Raw genomic sequence first — 19,841 nt, 5'->3', positions numbered from 1 at the left:
GAAATCTGTTATTCCAAGGCGCCGCTATAAGAATACACCTCAAGAAAGAGTCGATTGGTGCTTATATCGGTATCGACATTTAGTGGAGAATGCTTTTGGAAGAATTAAGCACTATCGAGCAATATCAACAAGATATGACAAGCTAGCAAGAAATTACGCCAGTATGGTGTCACTGGCGTTTATGTTAATGTGGCTGCCGATGTATTGCTGAACAACATTTGTACAGCAAAGATCAACAGACCCTAGTTATCGTAATTAAAGATCAATCTCAGTTTGCCAAACTTGTTTATTTAATTGATGAGTTTGTTTAAATTGTCCCTCAAACTGCAATAGATCAAAAATGAAATGGCCAGCCAGCCACGAATGACTGACCGGCCGCGCCGGGAAGCGTTTTTGGATAAAATGCGGAGCAGGTTAGCTGGGTGATTGACCTCCTGTTGCCGTCGCTTTGATATTGAATACTAGGCTGTACATCACTGGCAGTACGATGAGCGTCAGCAGAGAAGCGAAGCCTAGACCGAAAATAATTGTAATCGCCATAGAACCGAAAAACGCGTCGGGGATCAGCGGTATCATCCCGAGCATAGTGGTTATCGCGGCCATCATCACTGGGCGAACACGGCTGACACAGGAGTCGATTAAGGCAAAATAGGCTGGTTTACCTTCACTGAGCTCGAGGTTGATCTGATCGACCAAGACAATACCGTTTTTAATCACCATGCCCGACAAACTCAGTAATCCGAGTAGTGCCATAAAGCTGAAGGGCGCATCGAACAACAAGAGTCCCGCTGAAACCCCAATCAATGCCAGTGGCACAGTAAACCAGATCACTAAGGGCTGACGCACTGAGTTGAACAAAAATACGGTAATCAAAAACATCGCCAGATAACCTAAGGGAATTGAGCTAAATACCGACGCTTGTGCTTCACCTGCGGTTTCAAATTCACCGCCCCATTCCAAGCGGTAACCCGCGGGCAAGCTGATCGCTTCGACCTGGTCTTTGATTTTGCGCAGTACAGAATCGGCGGTTTCATTGCTACCAAGCTTAGGGTCGGCCATCACAGCGAGCATGCGCATGCGATCGCGGCGCATCACCAGCGGATTTTCCCACTCAGTGTTGAAGCTACTGACTACTTGGGTGGCGGGCACAAAGGTATTGTGTTCGCTGCTCCAAATTTGCAGCTTCCATAGGCTGTCGGCCTGCAAACGTTCTTCGGCGGGCGCTCTGGCGACGATGGGCAGCAAGTGGCTGGTTTCTCGGTATAAACCAATTTGCTTACCGCTAAAGTTAACCAATAGGGCATTGTCGAGATCTTGCTTACTGATCCCTGTTTCGCGCGCTTGGGCATTTTCCAGTTGCGGACGGATCAGCGGCACCTGATTACGCCAGTTGTGACGTATGCCATCCATGCTTGGTTCGGCGTGGAAAATCGCCTCGGCTTGAGCACCTAAAGCGCGCAGCACTTCAGGGTTATCACCGTAAAAGCGTGCCTCAATTTTGGCGGCGGGCGAAGGGCCGTTTTCCATGTTTTTTAAACGATATTGTGCCTGTGGGAAACGTTGATTTAACAAGGTTTCTAATTCTGGCATATAGGCTTTAACTGCGTCTAAATCCTGCATTTCTACAATCAACTGGGCAAAGGCGGGATAGCCTTTTTCTGGCTGATAGGGCAGGACGAAACGCTGCGAACCTTGGCCAATAACGGTTGTTAAGTGTTTTAGCCCAAAGTCTTTTTGCTCGTCCAGCGCAAGCATTAACTTCTCGATATCAGCGGTAAAACGCTCGGTCGCCTTGATGTCAGTCCCCTCTGGCATCCAGATATCCACAAAGAAAATCGGCGTGTTAGAAGCAGGAAAGAACACATTCTTGATATGACCAAAGCCCACCACAGCGCTGAACAGCATGGCCACAACCAGCAGTATGCTCACCAGCCTAAAGCGCAGTGCCACAATTAAGCTTGTGCGATATAAGCTGAAGAACCAGCCCTTGTAGGGATCTTGGGCTTCTTCATCGCTCGGCGCATCTTTAAATAACAGATGACAGAAAAACGGCGTGAGTGTGATGGCGGTGATCCAGCTGATAAACAGTGAAATCATCAACACTTGGAATAAAGAACGGCAGAACTCACCGGCGGCATTTTGCGATAAGCCAATGGGGGCAAAGGCAATAATGGCAATCACAGTCGCGCCCAATAGCGGCCACTGGGTTTGGGACACTATCTGTTTGGCCGCTTCCAAACGGGTCTTACCGCGACGGATACCAATTAAAATGCCTTCAGTAACGACAATGGCGTTATCGACCAACATACCAAGGGCAATAATGAGTGCGCCGAGGGAGATGAGCTGTAGCTCAATCCCGAGCACTTTCATCACGATAAAAGTACCTAGAATCGTCAGCAGTAAGATCAGGCCCATCAATAGACCTGAGCGCAATCCCATAAACAGCAGAAGCACGGCGATCACTATGGCAATAGATTCCATTAGGTTGATTAAGAAGCCGTTAACTGTCTCATCTACCGCCTGACTCTGATTATAAACCGTCGCTAAATTCATGCCGATTGGGCGTTGTGATTCAAGCTCGGCTAAACGGTCACTGACCTTTTGCCCGATTTCGACTACATTCACACCGCTAGAGAAAGAAATCCCCAGCGATAACGCAGCTTCACCTTTATTGTGATAAAGCACGTTAGGGGTTTCGTCATAATCCCTTTCAATATTGGCAATGTCGCCAAGGTAAATCAGCTCAGAGCTACCTGGAGGGCTGACGATCAAACGCGCGAGATCCTGCACATTGCTAAATTCGCCCGTGGGATGAATGCGGATACGGTTATCGCCAATCACTAAGCTGCCCGCGTTAGAGACGACGTTTTGATTGTTCACTAAGCCATAGATATAGCTCTGATCTAACCCCAGTGCCGATAGCTTTTGCTGGGAGATTTCAATCACGACTTGCTCGGTGACGTTGCCAGCAACAGAAACCTTTTTCACTCCAGGTACTAGCACTAGCTCGCGGCGCAGATAGTCGGCGTAATTGCTCAACTCGCGGTTACTGTAATCAGGTCCCGAAAGGTTAAATAAAATGCCATACACATCGCCAAAGTCGTCCATCACCTGTGGCGTTGCTGTGCCAGGCGGCAAGTTTCCCGCAGCATCATTAACTTTACGACGCACTTCATCCCACACTTGCGGCAGGCTGGTTTTATCGTAACTTTCTTTAATCTCGATTTGGATTTGTGATAAACCCGCACTATTAATTGAAGTCACATGCTTAATGGCGTCGAGTTGCTGCAGGGCATCTTCGAGCGGTAATGTCACTTCTTCTTCAACTTGCTCAGGCGATGCACCGGGATAAGCCGTGATCACTAAAGCTTCTTTAATGGTAAATTCGGGGAATTCTAGTTGCCCCAAACCGGTAAAACTGACGCTACCACCCACGAGTAGTAGCAACACAAACATCCAACTGATGACTTTGTGGCGTATCGAATACTCTGCAATGTTCATCAATTACACCCCACGCTGCCAGCGTAGTGGTTTGACTTTCATGCCATCGGATAATTGAGACACTCCAGCGCTGACGATGAGATCGCCCTTGTTGACGCCCGTTAAAATCTCAACACCTTGATTACTGACGCGTCCTAGCGTCACCATCGTCGGTTTTACTTCACCCGATTGCGCTTGATAAATCCACACTTGCACTTGGCCATCTTGGTCGCGCTTATCGATAGCGGTCACTGGCACTACCGTTGACGCGAGGGCACTAGGATCTTTGACTAAGGCTAAGGTCAACTCGGCACTCATTCCTGGAAGTAACTGAATATCTTGAGGTTGAGGTAACGAAAACACCACTTCATAGGCTTGGGTGCCCGGCGTGACTTGAGTCGAGTATTCTTTAAATTTGGCATCGAAACTTTGCTCGGGGAAGGCACTAAAACGCACCTTAGCTGTAAAATGAGCTTGATCGGTATATTGCTTCAAACCCGCCGCCATCGACTCGGGAACTTGAATGCTAATATCGAGCAAATTATTGTTTTGTAATGTTAATACCCCTTGGTTTGCTTGCACTATTTGGTGGTTATCCACTAAACGTTTGGCGACTGTACCGCTAAAAGGTGCCGTTAAACGGGTGTAACTCAGTTGATCGCGTGCAGCGGCTAAGGCGGCGGTGGCCGATTTGAGTTGCGCTTGAGTGCTATCAAACTCAGATTGTGAAATCAGCTTGCGATTGAGTAGCTCGACTTTACGTTTAAAGTCAGCGGCTAACAGTTCATGCTCCGCCTCACGGGTCATTAAATTATTGTGGGCGTCCCTGTCATCAAGTTTTGCGAGTAAGCTACCTTGAGTGACTCTTTGCCCTTCAACTAATGCCAATTCTGTTAATTGTCCTGAAATGCGGAACGATAATTCTGCGCGACTATTGGCGGCAACGCGGGCTGGAAATGTTCTGAAATCTCCGTCTTCTACATTGAGTACTTCAAACAGTTTAACCGGACGAATTGTTGCCACTTGCACTGAACTTTCCGCAGGCGAACAACCACTGATCAGGGCTGGAAGCAGCATTGTCAGCGGCAAGAGTCGATATGATTTCATGGTGGAGATTTCCTAGTTAACAAATTGTCAGCATTTCTGGGCGCGAAGATACCAGCTAAATTAGTTGCAATAAACGGGATACTTTGGGATTATCAGTCCCACATAATGAGATTGAACTTAAGGTCAAAATGAAGACAGAGGACTTAGCGTTATTCCACCGAATTGCTGAAACCGGTAGTTTGATTGAAGCGGCGGATTTACTTAACTTACCTAAATCGACTGTGAGTCGGCGTTTGCAAGCCTTGGAAGATGAGCTGAACATTAAATTGTTCCACCGTCAGAGCCGCTCTATGACGCTCACTTCTGCGGGCAGCCATTTTTACCAGCGTTCGCAGAATATTTTGGCTCAGCTCGACGAAACCCTCTTCGAAATGACCAATGACGATGCTGAGATCAGCGGGCATTTGCGCATTCAAATGTTCCCTATCCACAGCATGAAAATCTTGATGCAAGCCATTTTCCGCTTTATGGATATGCATCCTAAACTCACCTTAGAAGTCATCAGCAGTTCAGAATCCGTTGATATGGTGAAACATAATCTCGATGTGGCTTTTGTGGTCGAGCCTGCGTTGGATACCTTAGATTTAGTAGTGCGGCCGATTTTTACTACTGACTTACGTTTTTACGCGAGTCCGCAATATTTAGCGGCACACGGTACACCTAAAACACCGAAAGAGATTGAAGCACATAATGTGTCTATGTTCCGTTTATCCAACGGCAAAATCTTTAATGAGTTATTTATCGGTTCAGAACAAGAGGTGAGAGTCAGAGGTAATTTCTGCTCCAACAGTATTGAAGTGGCGGTTGAGTTTGGATTGCAAGGACGCGGCATAGTGTATGCGCCTGCTGAAGTCGTGGATGAATATGTACAAAGCGGTGAGTTAGTGACTTTGTTACCTGAAATCCAGCCCCACCAAGGCGAGTGTTTCTTAGCTTATCCATCAAGACGTTACGTGAGTTTAGCCTGTCGACGCTTTATCGACTATATCATGCAAGAGTTAGTACCAAATGGCGTGCCGATCAACATGAGTGAGCAAGGCCCACGTCGATCCTGCAAAGCCTCTACGGGAGCGTTTTCAGACGACGTGTTGCGCTTTCCCGTTAAAAAATCAAGCTAGTTTACCCCTCGCTAATGGCGTTTGCGGTCGTGATCTTTGTGGGCTCACAGATCCGCTGCGCCAGCCAATAACAGGCAATTCCCATCAAAATATTGGTCACAGGTAGCGCGAGCAGCAGGCCTTTAACGTCACCTATATACGATCCCAAGGCTGCTAGCGGCAGCATGAGCAGTACTAAGCGGCACAGATTGATGACTAATGAACTCATAGGCCTGTGGTAGGCATTGAGCGAGGTCGCGACAATAATCACTATACCTAAAGGTCCGTAGGCGCAGGGCAGCACTAAGATATAAAAACTTAGCCATTCGATAACCTGCGGATCGGTACTGAATAAATGCGCGATAGGCTCGGCTAAAAAGATCAGTGGGATATAGAGTAAGGTTTGGAAAATAAAGATAAATTTTATCGATAATAGCAGGGCTTCTTTCGCTCTGTGTGGCTGTCCTGCCCCTAAATTTTGCGCAATAAAGGGCATTAAACTCGACGACAGTGCCATCACCACTATTAATAGTACTGACTCTAATCGAGTACCGGCACCAAAGGCTGCTACGGCGCTGTGATCGATATGCGCCAACATGGCCATAATAATGGCATTGGCTAACGGATTGATTAAATTCATCAAGGCGGCGGGTTGTGCTATATGGGCTAGTTTGCTCCAGTTCGCGCGCATTCTGTCTATGTCAAAGGCGGCCCATTCGAGCATTTTGCGCCTGACAATCAACAAATATCCCGACAAAGATAAGGCAATCAACCAAGCAAACAGGGTTGCAATTGCGGCGCCTTGGATTTCTAAACGTGGAAATGGCCCAATACCAAAAATCAGTAACGGATCGAGGATAAGATTGATGAGCGCCGCCAGCGCCATGATCATCGCCGGCGAGCGGGTGTCGCCAGTGGAACGTAAACCTTGATTGCCTACCATCAACAATACCAGCAGCGGTGCGCTGACATACCAGTAAATCATATAGTCGTGGATCAGCGGCAAGCTGTCATCGTTTGCCCCGAGTAAGCGAAACAGTGGCGTAATAAAAATGCTACCCAGAGCGGCTAAACTGGCGATCAAGACAAAGGTGAGCAATAAGGCATCATGCAAGAACACTTTGGCCTTGTGGGCATTACCTGAACCGATAAGTCGACCTAAATTGGTCGAGACTCCAGCGCCAATACCAATGGCGATGCTCGAGATCACTAAGGTCACCGGAAAGGTAAAACTGATGGCGGCTAAGGCTTCAGTGCCCAATTGGCTGATAAAAAAAGTGTCAGCGAGGCTGAAACCTAGAATGGTCATAATGCCAATTAAGTTGGGGAGGCTCATGTTGAGCAGTACACGACCAATTGGCGCGGTGAGCAGCCCGTGTCTGTCTTTCATGGAAAAATAGTGCCTTGTTAGCGAGCGGAGGCGAGATTCTAGCAGGATTGTGCGGACTTGAAAAAACCGACATCAAAAAATTGAAGTTTTTTTTGTAAATGCCCTTGGATCTCGACACTGTCAGCCCCATATCTCAGACAGCAAAAGAGCAGACTAAGGTGTCTGTTTTTTTAATCACAAATAGGCTCGATTGTAGGGCATCAAATCATTAGGAGAGTTCATAGATGAATATTCGTCCATTACATGACCGCGTAATCGTTAAGCGTCTAGAAGTTGAATCTACATCAGCGGGTGGCATAGTACTGACCGGTAGCGCCGCTGAAAAATCAACTCGCGGTGAAATCCTTGCTGTGGGCAATGGCCGTATTTTAGAAAATGGCACAGTTAAGCCACTGGATGTCAAAGTGGGTGACGTGGTGATCTTCAACGAAGGTTACGGCGTTAAGAAAGAAAAAATCGACGGTCAAGAAGTCTTGATCCTGTCGGAAGCTGACCTGATGGCAGTAGTGGGTTAATCCTCAGCATCAATTCGACATTCCAATTAATCATTAAAAATTTAAAGGATAATCAAGATGGCAGCTAAAGAAGTTGTATTTGGTAATGACGCTCGCGTAAGAATGCTGGCTGGCGTAAACATTCTCGCAAACGCAGTAAAAGTGACCTTAGGCCCTAAAGGCCGTAACGTGGTATTAGACAAGAGCTTCGGCTCACCACTGATCACTAAAGACGGTGTTTCTGTTGCCAAAGAAATCGAGTTAGAAGACAAATTCGAAAACATGGGCGCGCAAATGGTGAAAGAAGTTGCTTCTAAAGCCAACGACGCCGCCGGTGATGGTACTACTACTGCAACTGTACTGGCTCAAGCCATTGTTGTTGAAGGCTTAAAAGCCGTTGCAGCCGGTATGAACCCAATGGATCTGAAGCGCGGTATCGACAAAGCCGTTATCGCTGCTGTGGCTGAATTAAAAGCCTTATCACAACCTTGTGCAGATTCAAAAGCGATTGCACAAGTTGCGACTATCTCTGCAAACTCTGACGAATCTATCGGCGAAATCATCGCAACTGCGATGGAAAAAGTCGGCAAAGAAGGCGTGATCACAGTTGAAGAAGGCCAAGCGTTAGAAAACGAATTGGACGTAGTAGAAGGTATGCAGTTTGACCGTGGCTACCTATCTCCATACTTCATCAACAAGCCAGAAACGGGCAGCGTTGAGTTAGACCACCCATTCGTACTGTTAGTAGACAAAAAAATCTCTAACATTCGCGAACTGTTACCTATCCTTGAAGGTCTGGCAAAAACCGGTAAGCCATTGCTTATCGTTGCTGAAGACGTTGAAGGCGAAGCATTAGCAACATTAGTTGTGAACAATATGCGCGGTATTGTGAAAGTGGCTGCCGTTAAAGCACCTGGCTTTGGCGATCGTCGTAAGGCAATGCTGCAAGACGTAGCAATCCTGACTGGCGGTACTGTTATTGCTGAAGAAATCGGCCTAGAACTTGAAAAAGCAACGCTGGAAGATTTAGGTACAGCTAAGCGTGTTGTGATCACTAAAGACAACACCACCATCATCGATGGTAACGGCGAGCAAACACAAATTGCTGCTCGTGTAAGCCAAATCAAACAACAAGTTGAAGAATCAACGTCAGACTACGACAAAGAAAAACTGCAAGAGCGTATGGCTAAACTAGCTGGCGGCGTAGCAGTGATTAAAGTTGGCGCAGCGACTGAAGTTGAAATGAAAGAGAAAAAAGCCCGCGTTGAAGATGCTCTGCATGCAACTCGCGCTGCGGTAGAAGAAGGCGTGGTTCCTGGCGGCGGTGTTGCTCTGGTTCGCGTAGCTTCTAAGATCGCTGAAGTAGAAGTATTAAACGAAGACCAAAAACACGGTGTGGTTATCGCACTGCGTGCAATGGAAGCGCCACTACGTCAAATCGCCACTAACGCGGGTGAAGAAGCGTCAGTTGTGGCTAACACAGTGAAGAACGGCAGCGGTAACTTCGGTTACAACGCTGGCAACGACACTTACGGCGACATGTTAGAAATGGGTATCCTTGACCCAACTAAAGTGACCCGTTGTGCATTGCAATTCGCTGCGTCAATCGCAGGTCTGATGATCACTACAGAAGCTATGGTTGCTGAGATCCCACAAAATGCTAGCCAAGATATGGGCGGAATGGGTGGCATGGGCGGAATGGGCGGCATGATGTAATCTTACTTGTCTAAATCGGTGATAACTGCGTTGCTTCACCACTCGTTTAAGAAAGCTAAACGTCGTGGTAAAGCGCCTTGTTCTAACTCGATTTATCCAACGTAAGATACTTTGCTGGTCTGGAGCCTAAAAGCCTCAAACCAAAGTTCTTGTAAAAGAAAACCCCGATACTGGTAACAGTTTCGGGGTTTTGTTTTTGGTCAGGTAATTTGGGTAAGTTTCTGGTGTACTTAGCTACACTTTTTGGGATTTAAGCACTGAAATGACCATAAAAGTGTAACATTGTACACTTTTGGTTGACTTGTCATTTTCAACAATCCAAAAGTGTAGTTCTGTACACTTTTATATTGAATGGGGCTGGTTTTAGGGCTAAGGTGTATGAAGTTACACTTTTGGAGATGATGATGGTATCACCGCTAAATCAACAATCCCTCGGCTTGTTAATTAAAGAGCGAAGGAAAAGTGCTGCTCTTACTCAAGACGTGGCTGCCATGCTGTGCGGCGTAACCAAAAAAACGCTGATCCGAGTTGAAAAAGGTGAGGATGTTTATATCTCAACCGTATTCAAAATCCTTGATGGTCTGGGGGTTGATATCGTTTCGGTTCAAACCAGCGACACCGAAACTAACGTCTGGTATTAACCTATGAGTACTTCCAAAAAGCTCACGTTAGAGATGCACCTCGGTGATTTAATTATCGGGGAATTATCCTTTGATGCGACGACCGACACCTTTGCCGTACATTACACCAAAGACTGGCAACAGAGTGGATTCCCACTATCCCCAACAATTCCCTTAGATGGCATAGGAAGTAGCAGTCAGATATCGATGTTTTTGGTTAACTTATTACCGGAAAACAAAGGATTAGATTATCTAATTGAATCGCTTGGCGTCTCCAAGGGAAATACCTTTGCCTTGATCCGTGCAATTGGCCTCGATACCGCAGGTGCTGTTGCATTTGTTCCTAAGGGGACTTTGCTGCCTGAAACACAATTACGGCCAATTAAGGCTGAAGAAGTTATTCAGCGAATTGAAGATCCCACAATGTGGCCGATGGAAATTTGGGACGGCAAACCTCGACTGTCGGTAGCGGGTGTACAACCTAAATTAAACCTGTTTTATAACGGTGAAGAATTTGCATTTGCCGAAGGTGCGCTTTCATCAACCCATATTGTTAAATTCGAAAAATATCGCCATTTAGTGCTCAATGAATTTATGACGATGCGCCTAGCTAAGGCGATTGGAATGAATGTGGCTAATGTTGATATCGTTCATTTTGGCCATTACAAAGTACTCTGTGTCGAACGCTTTGACCGACGTTATATGCCAAATGAGCAAAGGGTATTAAGAAGGCATATTGTCGATAGCTGCCAAGCACTTGGTTTTAGTGTTAGCAAAAAATATGAACGTAATTTTGGTTCAGGGCGTGATGTTAAAGATATTCGTGAAGGGGTAAGTTTTAACAGGCTCTTTAGTCTTGCTGCAACATGCCGTAATCCAGTGGCTGCTAAGCAAGACATGTTGCAATGGGCGCTGTTCAATTTACTGGCCGGTAATGCCGATGCACACGGTAAAAACTACTCATTTTTTATGACGCCAAGCGGAATGGAGCCAACTCCTTGGTACGATTTGGTCAGCGTGGCTATGTATGAAGATTTTGAACAACAGCTTGCGATGGCAATTGATGATGAATTTGATCCAAACAGCATTTACGCGTATCAATTGGCTGCATTTATTGATGGCTTAGATTTACCAAGGAATTTATTAATCAGTAACTTAACGACAATAGCGCGAAGAATACCACAGGCAATAGATGGTGTGATTTCAATGCTCCCGGCCCTCGATGAGAGTGAAACAGTATTTGTGGCTCATTACAAAGCGCAGTTGCTGGCGAGATGTGATCGTTACCTTAGTTTTGCCGCCGAGATCAGGGATGTGGAAGTGTAGTGCTAGCTACATCTTATCAGCCAGCGTTAATTTCGCAGGGAAGGGGGTACTCCTGTCACCTTCGCTTTATTTGTTAATCTATAGAGTTGTGCATATCCCATCTTTGTCCGTCTTGCCGAGGTGAATCAAAGTCGTGGGGCTTCACCCCACACCCGACCAAGAGGGGATCAACAGCAATTCCCTCTTGGATCTCCCTTGCCGCCCCTGTACCTACGGAAGCTAGCCGGACATCCATGTCCGGACTCACGTAATTTATTCCAACGCCCTGCGGCAACTTCGCAGGAGAGGGTGAACTTGTGCGGTCTTGGTGTCGGCTGTTAAATCTAAAAGATTTATACCTGTCCCATCTTTGGTCAATTGGTGGCACATTAAATTCATAAAGCTTTAAATAGCGAGGTCAATTTAACCGTGATAATCTGCTCAAGTGTATGAATATTATACTTAAACATAGCCTAATGTTATCAAGGATTGAATATGTCTATTTCAGAGGAAGCAATGCAACCTAAATGTCCTGTTTGTGGTGCTCAGCCTGTTCATACTGATGAGCATCGAAAGTTTATGATTTGTAAGGAGTGCGGTCATAAGGAGAATTTTGACGATTTTATGGAGGAGCTTAGAACTAAGGTTTTACGTGAGGTCGGTGACTCTTTAACCAAGTCTTTCGAGAATGCATTTAAGGGCAATAAGAATATTAAGTTTACTAGGAAGTAGGGGGCTTTATGGAATTGACCGTTAGTGATATAGCGGCTATTGCAGCAGCGATATTTGCGGGGGGCTCATTAGTACATAGTGTGATAATCCATCGTAAGCAGAAAGATCTACTAAGAGAGTTAGGCTGTCTCCAGCGTGAGCTAACTGCTCTTCAACTAAAAGATGCTAAAGAGCGTGAGCTAAGTAAGGCAAAGGCAGACTTTACCGCTAGATTTGTCATTTCTGGTAGTAGTAAGCGACTAGTTATTACCAATGTTGGCTCAGCTCCTGCTAGGGATGTAAGAATAGACTTTGGAGGGGAAATTTACTTTGTTATAAATTCAGAAATAGAAGCTCTGTTCCCTTGTAGCTTGGATAGCTCTGAGTCTGTTAAGTTGTTAGCAACAAGCTCATGCAGTAACCGCGCTGTAAGAGAGTCGTTTAGGCTAACGTGGATGGACGGTGCTGGCGGTGGCAGTAAGGACTTTAATGTCCAGTATAGCTAGTTCTTCTATATGCAAACGAAAATTTAACGAGCCATCCATTGTTAAATTTGCAGAGTGTATGCTTGTAAAAAAGGCATACAGATAACTGGATAGTTGGTTGGATTAAGCATTGGCATGTAAGTGACCGTTGACGGCATGGCCGCTCTTTCACATCCATGTGATCGCGGCATTTGCACTTTCGTATGCAGCAGATGCCGTCGTCGAGCCCTCATGGATACTTCTTGTGAAATAAAAGGGGTGGCGTGTCACTGGAATGACAGTGCTTAAGCATCAGCTTCCGCTGTTAAGCCGCAAACGAGCAGCAAAAGAGTTTGCCGACCTTTGATAAGATCGAAAGCGAGGACTGACACATTTCTTTCTGAGTTATTTACAAGAAAAATATAGGTGTCTTTGAGTATTCCAAGCTTCTATGACTTGGCCGTAGGGTTATATAAAAATGGCAGTCTTATGTGTGATAGATTGGAGACTATTCTAATGATAAATTGGTTGAATACTAATGTATTGGCAGACATTTAAGCTGAACAAAAATAGTGGGTTAAGCTCTTATTCTCAATAACAATGCACTATTTTCATTCGCTAAATGCGGCATTAAACGAGCAGGAAACCCAGTATGAATATCCCAATGATTACCGCGCTTCAGTGTGCTATTACCGAAGCGCTCGAGAGTATACCAACCGCTGAGGCGGAGCAGATTTATGCATTGTCTTTCTATATCAACAACGAATATGACGATCCCCGTCTACCTACGCTGACAGTCGGCTATAACACAGTCGACGAGTGGCATGCCTCGATTCCAAAGGCTTCTAGCTCTGACGAAGCAAAATGGAACTATGCCTTCTGGCTTCAAAACGAACTCCTCGTCTTTGGGGATCCTGACTCTCAGACTGCGGATATCTTAGCTCGCTGGGTGGCCGATCTCGGTCTCGGGTACAGTGATGCGGAGGAAGATGTCGATTTTGATCGCTGCCTTGAGCTCGGTCAGGAGATAACCGAGCAATTTGTTGCCGCAGTATGTGTTGTCGCTTCTACACTCCATTCCAACTTAACCGTTAGTCGCGTTTTCGGTCGTTCTGTACCCATCATAGTTCACGAGCTCGAGTACTATAACGAGATCGCAGATCAGACAGAGGCCTGTAACCCTCCCAGACTCGCCGAAGAGTTCGTTGCTTGGGTGCGCTCAATCTAACGTTAGTAATCAGTTACAGTTGGTAAGGATATAGGGCAGATTGGTTGGCGGCGGTTCAATAAGTCTAATTACAGAGCTTAATCACATAGCTTAATCACATAACAAAAAGGATGCATCGATGAACGATGAGCAATACAAAAAGGGGCTTGAGGTGCGTCGTGCTGTGATGGGCGATAGCTATGTGGATAAGGCGCTCAATAGTGCGACGGATTTTACGCAACCGCTGCAAGATTTAGTCACGGCCAATTGCTGGGGTGAGGTTTGGGTGCGTGATGCCATTTCAAGGCAAACGCGCAGTTTGATTACCATAGCGACGCTGGCGGCATTAAAGGCGCCGACTGAATTAAAGGGCCATGTGCGGGGCGCGCTAAACAATGGCTGCTCGGTTGAAGAGATCCAAGAAGTCTTACTGCATTGCACCGTTTACTGCGGTATGCCTGCGGGGATTGAAGCTTTTCGAGCGGCGAAAGAGGCGATTGAGGAGTGGCAGGCGCAACACAGTTAGCTCACTTGGTATTAATCATTTTGAGCGTCAATGGCTATGAGGTTTAGTTGCTGTGAGATTTAGTTACATTGAGGTTTAGTGGTTTTAACATTCGCTAGGGGATCTGAGTTACGCGCATTCCCCTAGCGCATGATGGCTACAAACTTGAACAGTCTGCGCTTATTTTTGCAGTTGGGCTTTTGCGGCTTCTACTTTTGAAAAATCCAAACCGAGTTCAAGTACGGCCTCTTTGATCAAGGCTGGTTTCTGCATCACTAGCCCCAGCAGTTGTTGTAATTTTTCGGCTGGGATGCCTAATTGACCGAGCGTACCCATCGCCATTAATGGATTTTCGGTTAATGTTTGAAACAGTTCTTGGATTTTAGCGTCACTGACGTTGTGTTCTTTTAAGATGGCAATAATGGGATTCATTGCATTACCTTGTTGATATGAAAGTTAAACAGGTGCCGATTTTATCACAGTTCTGCCAGAGTGGTTGCCTCACACATGCTGTACCCGTTGGATGTTGCCACGCTTTACCTATGCCATTAAGCGCATTAGATTTTATCCCCAATAAGCTTTACTCTGGTGACGTATTCCCCAAAATCTGCCGATAAAACCTGAGCGACTGTCGTGCATCGTGAGCCGTTGCATTGGATATTATGGCTCTAGATATCATGCTCTAAGATATTGTGGCTCTAGATATTATTGCCTTAGATATCATGGATCAATGCGATTGGGTAATCGCTGGCTTTTATCATCCCTTAAAAATAGAAAGGAACTGTGGTTATGCTTGATGTTGTCGCGAACCAAGACAAAAGTATTGTGGTTAAACAGTTACGATACGGGCGTGATAATGAGGTGCTAGTGGTCGATGAGTGGCAACTGCACCCTGCTGAACATTGGGCGATTTTCGCGACCGACAGTTATTGTGGTTCCTTGCTCGGGCGAATATTAACGGGTGATATTCTGCCCGATGAAGGGACGATTGCTGGCCTGCCGCAACGTATCGGCTGGGTGTCACTTGGACTGCAGCAAGCGTTGCTGGAGCGCGAGTTAGAAAAAGACGAGTTGGATTACGGTTCGAGTGTCGAATCCTTAGTGTTGGAATGCTGCCAAGATGCCAAGCAACTCCCAGCATTATTACAAAAGGTTGGGCTTGAGCCGCTGCGCCTGCGCGGTTTTCGGCAATTATCCACGGGCGAAACGCGCAGAGTCATGCTGGCACGTGCACTGGCAATGTTACCGCAATTGCTGATTTTAGATGACCCTTACGCTGGGCTCGATGCTGAACATCAGGCGAGTTTATCTGAGCTGCTGAGTGAAGTGGCCGAGCATAGCCAGTTGCTGATCATTACCTCTCGCCAAGAAGAATTGCCGCCGTGCATCAGTCATGTGGCGCTGTTTAATGGTGAGATGCTCAAATCGGGGCAGAGTGTGCACAAACTCAGCCCGTCGATGTCGATTGAGCAATGGCACAATCATCCTGTGATGGCGCAGCTGAATGCGTTATCGGCGCAACGTAGCGATGAACTCTTGGCCTTGATGGAGCGGCAAAGGCACAACGCCGAGGCGTTTGATCCTCTGGTCGAGATTAAAAATGGCAGAGTGGAATATGTCAGTGGGCTGATTTTCAGCGGCGTGAATTGGCGCATCGAGGCGGGGCAACATTGGCAAGTTCGCGGCCCAAATGGCTGCGGTAAAAGCACTTTGCTGGGGCTGATTTTAGGCGACCATCCCCAATGCTATAGCAATGACATCACGCTCTTTGGCCGACCTCGCGGAAGCGGCGAGAGTATTTGGCAGATTAAACAACGGATTGGCATAGTGTCGTCGGCGCTGCACTTGCAATATCGCGTCAGTTGCTCGGCATTAGATGTGCTGCTTTCGGGCTTTTTTGACTCTATTGGCCTGTACCATAAACCCACTAAACCTCAGCTGGATTTGGCGAAGGAATGGTTGGCTATTTTGCACATGACAGGGCTGGCGAGCACGAGCTTTAAGAAGCTCGATTATGGTCAGCAGCGGTTATTGCTGATAGGTCGTGCCTTGATTAAACAGCCACTGTTACTGATTTTAGATGAGCCGTATCAGGGCTTAGATTTTATCAATCGCACCTTAGTGATGCGGGCGCTGGAGATGATAGCCGAGCATCATCTGAGCCAATTGCTTTACGTGTCGCACCATAGGGAAGATGCCTTACCTGCGATTAAAAACTTTGTCGATTTTATTAAGCAAGATGACGGCTATTCGGTACAGGTGAGCGATAGTGAGTCTGAGGATTTCACCCGTTTAAATCCATGAACATCATCAATAACAGCGGCTTAACGGCTGCTTCTTTGTTTGCAGAGTTTGTCATTATCCCTCGGCACTCCAACGCAGGTTAAAATTGACTTTACAGGGCGCTAGCCATTGAGTGTGTTAGTCACGCTCAATGGCAATATACCTGTGGCGCGAAAGATTTTCGTATTCCAGTGAAAACTGAGATGCACCACATATCGATAATGAGGGTATCGCCCTAGTGTTTAATCCCCCATTCGTCAGACAGCAGTTCTGTTAATTAGTCATGCTTGATATAGGTAACTGTGAGCCGTCTTACAGTTTTGAATGTCGTTGGCGCGAATAATAGTTTCTGGCCTAGGCCAGAAACTCGTGACAGTTTTATGGTTCATCCACTGAACTTATTCATCAAGTCAGTTATTACGCTTGAGAATCCAGAACTATGGACTCCCTTAGCTAGATGAGCCCGAGTGTTACTCGTAGTACCGAAGATGTGCACTTAAGACCTAAAACACGATTTCAAGACATTTAAGACGACTTAAAGATAAAAACCGTTATGCCAAGACCCAAAAAATGCCGTCAATTATCGAGCTGTGTGCCCTGTAGCCTATTTAAGCCTAATGGGATCCCTGCGGTTAAATTAACCCATATTCAATTAGAGGCCGATGAGTTTGAGGCCCTCGAACTGGGTGATGTTAAAAGATTAAGCCAGATCGAAGCAGCGGCCTTGATGGGGATCTCTCGGCAAACCTTTGGATACCTTCTCGCCAATGCCCGCAAAAAGGTGGCGACGGCCATTACTCAAGGTCAAGCCTTGAGGCTGCCAACCCAAACAGACAAGGATTTATCATGATTATTGCCATGCCGATGAGCCGCGAACGCCTCGCCAGTCACTTTACGAAAGCCCTACAAATTGGCTTTTATAATGAACAGTTTCAACGAATCAAACTGGTCGATAACCCGGCAATTGAAGGTGACTGTAGTGCTAAAAAAGCCTTACTAGAGCTGATTATTCAACAAGGTACCGACATTGTACTTGTGCAGAATATCGGTGAGCGAATGTTAGGAAAGTTGCTCGATGCGGGGATTAGCGTGAGTAAAGGCAGTGCCAGTCAAACAGTGGCGACTTTGCTGGCACAAACGGCGGATCTTAATCTTAGATTGACGGATGCATCCCAAGGCCGCGCTTCACTCAAACATGCAGCCAAGGGCGGATGTTGTCATTCTACAGGTGACGGCTGTGGTTGCAGCGGTAAAGCTAAAGCAGCACCTAGCTCAACACGTCTTATAAGCACGCCAGCAGTACAGGTTAAGCTCGATAAGTCAGTGCATTACGCTGGGTTTAGACCCTTGGTAAATAAATAATCTCAGTGTTTAATTTGAATTATTCCGCCACAGTTAAAGCGTAGGGGCGGGCAAGCGCCCCTCGAATATCCACTAACGAAAACACCTTGGAAAACCGTCCAAAGGTTTTGCCATAAAACACACATTCCACCACAGGCAAGGCAAATACATTGCGGCTCGCCGCTATCTCACCTTGGGCTTGGCAATCAATATAGGCCATCCGCATCTGCGGGAATTCTTGCACCAACATCTCAGCAATTCTCGGTTTGAGCGTTTGACACACACCGCAGTTTGGCGCGCCAAATAACAACAGCACCGCCGCATGCTCAGTTAACATGGACTCCAGTATTTCAGGTGAATCAATGTGCGTGATGATATCAGTGTGCATGCGTTACCATTTTGAAGTTGCTATGGGTATGAATTCATGGGCTAGTTTGCGTATTTCTAGGGTTAAAGCCAGCCCATTTTTACCACGCTACTACCGATAAATTGACCAAGGTAGAATAAGCCAAGCATGAGAAGCCCGATACAGGCTGCAATCACTCCGGTTTGCTGTATGCCTGTCAGGCTATCTCGCCATTGTTTAGATTATTTATCATTTCACTACCTGCTACCTGCTACCTGCTACCTGCTCAGGCTTAAGGTTATACGCGTGACTTTACATATGTCGCATTGCTAACTGCACCACTGGCGCTCGCAGGGAATGCCATCATCGTCACCATCCATTTGAGTATTGGGGCAATTTTGGATGTAGAAAGTCGCCTCAGCACAGGAACTCATGTGGCTGCAATGGGTTTTACCCGCTTCACATTGGAAACTTGGTGTTGCCGTTGCTTGTGTTCGCGCTTTAGTTTCATACATGGGCATTGGCTGAGTGTCTTCATTCGTGAGGACTGGTACTTCATCGATTGCAGGAGCTTCATTGAATTCTTGGTATTGTTTAAAGCCAAAGATAACAATGGCCACGATGATTAGCAGCGGGATTATCGTATTAAAAGAGGATTTTCGTGGGCTATGGTAATGCGCTTTGTTTTTGTTATTGAAGTTTTCATTGCGTGATTGGATATGAGAGTGGGAGCGTGTTGTTGCACTCGCTGCAACGACAGCGACGCCTTCAATCGAGGCGATAACCGCTTTTCTTTTGCCGTCATTTTGCACTTCCGTTTGAAACAGAATGCTGTCGCCCACTATGGGTTTTCTCGCCATCTTTTTCAGCACCGAAATGTGAATAAACACATCTTGGGCTGCGTTTTTTTCAGGCTGAATAAAGCCAAATCCCTTTTCATCGTTCCAGCGTACCAGCACGCCTCTATCCATGAGCATTTTCTATGTCCTTAATTTAACCGCTTAATATTTTTAGTTATTGAATATCAATACTTACTTGAGTCGTTCAGATTTATCTTTTTTAAGGAGCAAACCGTACTTAGGTTGACGAATCGGCTATTCAATGTTGGATGCTAAGTTACTCAAGCAAAGGAAGTTTTGCAATTTTTTATCTTGAATTTGCTTATGTGTGACTCATTCGCATTGAGTGTATGGCGGTGGGGAAATGTGAGCACTTAGCAGAAACGGTTGGCATTTTGGTAAATTCAATACAAACAATAGATTGCATTAACAATAAACAAATCGATCAAAAAACGTGCATGAAAACTTGCAATCTTACTGTGTGCTACATAGTATTTGCTGTGTGGCACACAGTGTGTGTGACACAGTGTTAAGGACAGGAATTCGACAATGACAAGTTCACAGCTAGTCAAAATGCGACTCGAGTTGCGCCGTGGGGTATTAGTGTTGGCGGTACTGGGATTATTAAAACAAGCCCACTACGGTTATTCGCTCCGCAAACAGTTGCAGGAAGGCGGTATCGATATTGACGAAGGGACTCTGTATCCCTTAGTGCGCCGCCTAGCCGATCAAGGATTGTTGGATAGTGAGTGGCGACAGGCCGAAGGGCGTGAGCGTCGTTATTACCAATTGTCGTCATTGGGGGCTGAGTTGCTCAGTCAACTGACCGATGAATGGCAGCAACTTAATGGCGCCTTGGCTTTTTTACTGGAGCAAAGCGCTGACACTAATGGCTCTGATATGAAAAGCTCAGACGAGAGTGCAGAGGAGATTTGA

Annotated in this window: 20 protein-coding genes; 14 read left to right on the top strand and 6 right to left on the bottom strand. The window is 46.2% G+C overall.

What is annotated here, in order from left to right:
• A partial coding sequence (locus L5M29_RS17895; RefSeq protein ID WP_263163063.1) for a transposase occupies window positions 1-211 on the top strand: 211 nt, incomplete at its 5' end.
• 203 nt (window positions 212-414) lie between these two features.
• On the opposite strand, the gene L5M29_RS17890 is transcribed toward L5M29_RS17895, so the two are convergent.
• Entirely contained in the window at window positions 415-3,501 is a 3,087-nt protein-coding gene (locus tag L5M29_RS17890; RefSeq protein WP_263169208.1) for an efflux RND transporter permease subunit, read from the bottom strand.
• Between the two features lie 3 nt (window positions 3,502-3,504).
• Window positions 3,505-4,587, bottom strand: coding sequence for an efflux RND transporter periplasmic adaptor subunit (locus L5M29_RS17885; RefSeq protein WP_105251364.1), 1,083 nt, complete (start codon window positions 4,585-4,587; stop codon window positions 3,505-3,507).
• A gap of 128 nt (window positions 4,588-4,715) precedes the next feature.
• Here L5M29_RS17885 and L5M29_RS17880 point away from each other — a divergent pair, with 128 nt between their 5' ends.
• Window positions 4,716-5,705 carry a LysR family transcriptional regulator gene (locus tag L5M29_RS17880; protein WP_113940006.1) on the top strand — a complete coding sequence of 330 codons (990 nt, stop codon included), beginning with the start codon at window positions 4,716-4,718 and terminating at the stop codon, window positions 5,703-5,705.
• Window position 5,706: 1 nt separating this feature from the next.
• On the opposite strand, the gene L5M29_RS17875 is transcribed toward L5M29_RS17880, so the two are convergent.
• Window positions 5,707-7,074, bottom strand: coding sequence for an MATE family efflux transporter (locus tag L5M29_RS17875; protein ID WP_173246972.1), 1,368 nt, complete (start codon window positions 7,072-7,074; stop codon window positions 5,707-5,709).
• A 224-nt stretch (window positions 7,075-7,298) separates the two neighbouring features.
• Here L5M29_RS17875 and L5M29_RS17870 point away from each other — a divergent pair, with 224 nt between their 5' ends.
• The 8 genes from L5M29_RS17870 to L5M29_RS17835 all read left to right on the top strand — a co-directional run bounded on the left by L5M29_RS17870 (window position 7,299) and on the right by L5M29_RS17835 (window position 14,117).
• Window positions 7,299-7,589 (top strand): co-chaperone GroES, encoded by a 291-nt coding sequence (locus L5M29_RS17870; protein ID WP_006086113.1) that lies wholly within the window; start codon window positions 7,299-7,301, stop codon window positions 7,587-7,589.
• Between the two features lie 57 nt (window positions 7,590-7,646).
• On the top strand, window positions 7,647-9,284 hold the full coding sequence (gene groL / locus L5M29_RS17865) for a chaperonin GroEL (protein WP_011847850.1): 1,638 nt from the start codon (window positions 7,647-7,649) through the stop codon (window positions 9,282-9,284).
• Between the two features lie 404 nt (window positions 9,285-9,688).
• On the top strand, window positions 9,689-9,925 hold the full coding sequence (gene hipB, locus L5M29_RS17860) for a type II toxin-antitoxin system antitoxin HipB (RefSeq protein ID WP_263169219.1): 237 nt from the start codon (window positions 9,689-9,691) through the stop codon (window positions 9,923-9,925).
• Between the two features lie 3 nt (window positions 9,926-9,928).
• Entirely contained in the window at window positions 9,929-11,230 is a 1,302-nt protein-coding gene (locus L5M29_RS17855; RefSeq protein WP_263169205.1) for a HipA domain-containing protein, read from the top strand.
• Between the two features lie 474 nt (window positions 11,231-11,704).
• Window positions 11,705-11,941, top strand: coding sequence for a hypothetical protein (locus tag L5M29_RS17850; RefSeq protein WP_263169202.1), 237 nt, complete (start codon window positions 11,705-11,707; stop codon window positions 11,939-11,941).
• An 8-nt stretch (window positions 11,942-11,949) separates the two neighbouring features.
• The gene (locus L5M29_RS17845) at window positions 11,950-12,426 is read left to right on the top strand and encodes a hypothetical protein (RefSeq protein WP_263169200.1); all 477 of its coding nucleotides are present in this window, start codon (window positions 11,950-11,952) and stop codon (window positions 12,424-12,426) included.
• 622 nt (window positions 12,427-13,048) lie between these two features.
• Complete coding sequence (locus L5M29_RS17840; RefSeq protein ID WP_263169197.1) at window positions 13,049-13,612, top strand: hypothetical protein; 564 nt, start codon at window positions 13,049-13,051, stop codon at window positions 13,610-13,612.
• Window positions 13,613-13,730: 118 nt separating this feature from the next.
• Entirely contained in the window at window positions 13,731-14,117 is a 387-nt protein-coding gene (locus tag L5M29_RS17835; protein ID WP_263169196.1) for a carboxymuconolactone decarboxylase family protein, read from the top strand.
• A 159-nt stretch (window positions 14,118-14,276) separates the two neighbouring features.
• Here the strand turns inward: L5M29_RS17835 and L5M29_RS17830 are convergent, their stop codons facing one another.
• A complete protein-coding gene (locus L5M29_RS17830) occupies window positions 14,277-14,528 on the bottom strand; it encodes a DUF2999 family protein (RefSeq protein WP_006083102.1) in 252 nt (83 codons plus the stop codon).
• A 357-nt stretch (window positions 14,529-14,885) separates the two neighbouring features.
• Between L5M29_RS17830 and L5M29_RS17825 the strand changes: the two genes are divergently transcribed.
• The 3 genes from L5M29_RS17825 (at window position 14,886) to L5M29_RS17815 (ending at window position 17,741) form a co-directional block, all read left to right on the top strand.
• Entirely contained in the window at window positions 14,886-16,400 is a 1,515-nt protein-coding gene (locus L5M29_RS17825) for an ATP-binding cassette domain-containing protein (protein WP_263169195.1), read from the top strand.
• 532 nt (window positions 16,401-16,932) lie between these two features.
• Window positions 16,933-17,229 carry a DUF134 domain-containing protein gene (locus L5M29_RS17820; RefSeq protein ID WP_012088215.1) on the top strand — a complete coding sequence of 99 codons (297 nt, stop codon included), beginning with the start codon at window positions 16,933-16,935 and terminating at the stop codon, window positions 17,227-17,229.
• Window positions 17,226-17,741, top strand: a complete 516-nt coding sequence (locus L5M29_RS17815) for a NifB/NifX family molybdenum-iron cluster-binding protein (protein ID WP_105251373.1) — start codon at window positions 17,226-17,228, stop codon at window positions 17,739-17,741. The genes L5M29_RS17820 and L5M29_RS17815 overlap by 4 nt, the downstream gene beginning before the upstream one ends.
• A 19-nt stretch (window positions 17,742-17,760) precedes the next feature.
• On the opposite strand, the gene L5M29_RS17810 is transcribed toward L5M29_RS17815, so the two are convergent.
• Window positions 17,761-18,108, bottom strand: a complete 348-nt coding sequence (locus tag L5M29_RS17810) for a thioredoxin family protein (protein WP_263169192.1) — start codon at window positions 18,106-18,108, stop codon at window positions 17,761-17,763.
• Between the two features lie 287 nt (window positions 18,109-18,395).
• On the bottom strand, window positions 18,396-19,043 hold the full coding sequence (locus L5M29_RS17805) for an excalibur calcium-binding domain-containing protein (RefSeq protein ID WP_263169188.1): 648 nt from the start codon (window positions 19,041-19,043) through the stop codon (window positions 18,396-18,398).
• Between the two features lie 411 nt (window positions 19,044-19,454).
• Between L5M29_RS17805 and L5M29_RS17800 the strand changes: the two genes are divergently transcribed.
• A complete protein-coding gene (locus L5M29_RS17800) occupies window positions 19,455-19,841 on the top strand; it encodes a PadR family transcriptional regulator (RefSeq protein WP_105251375.1) in 387 nt (128 codons plus the stop codon).

It is taken from the genome of Shewanella sp. SM95 (assembly GCF_025653595.1).
Classification (GTDB): domain Bacteria; phylum Pseudomonadota; class Gammaproteobacteria; order Enterobacterales; family Shewanellaceae; genus Shewanella; species Shewanella oncorhynchi.
Note: the sequence above shows the minus strand (reverse complement) of the source record. Positions and strands in the feature narration are given on the sequence as shown.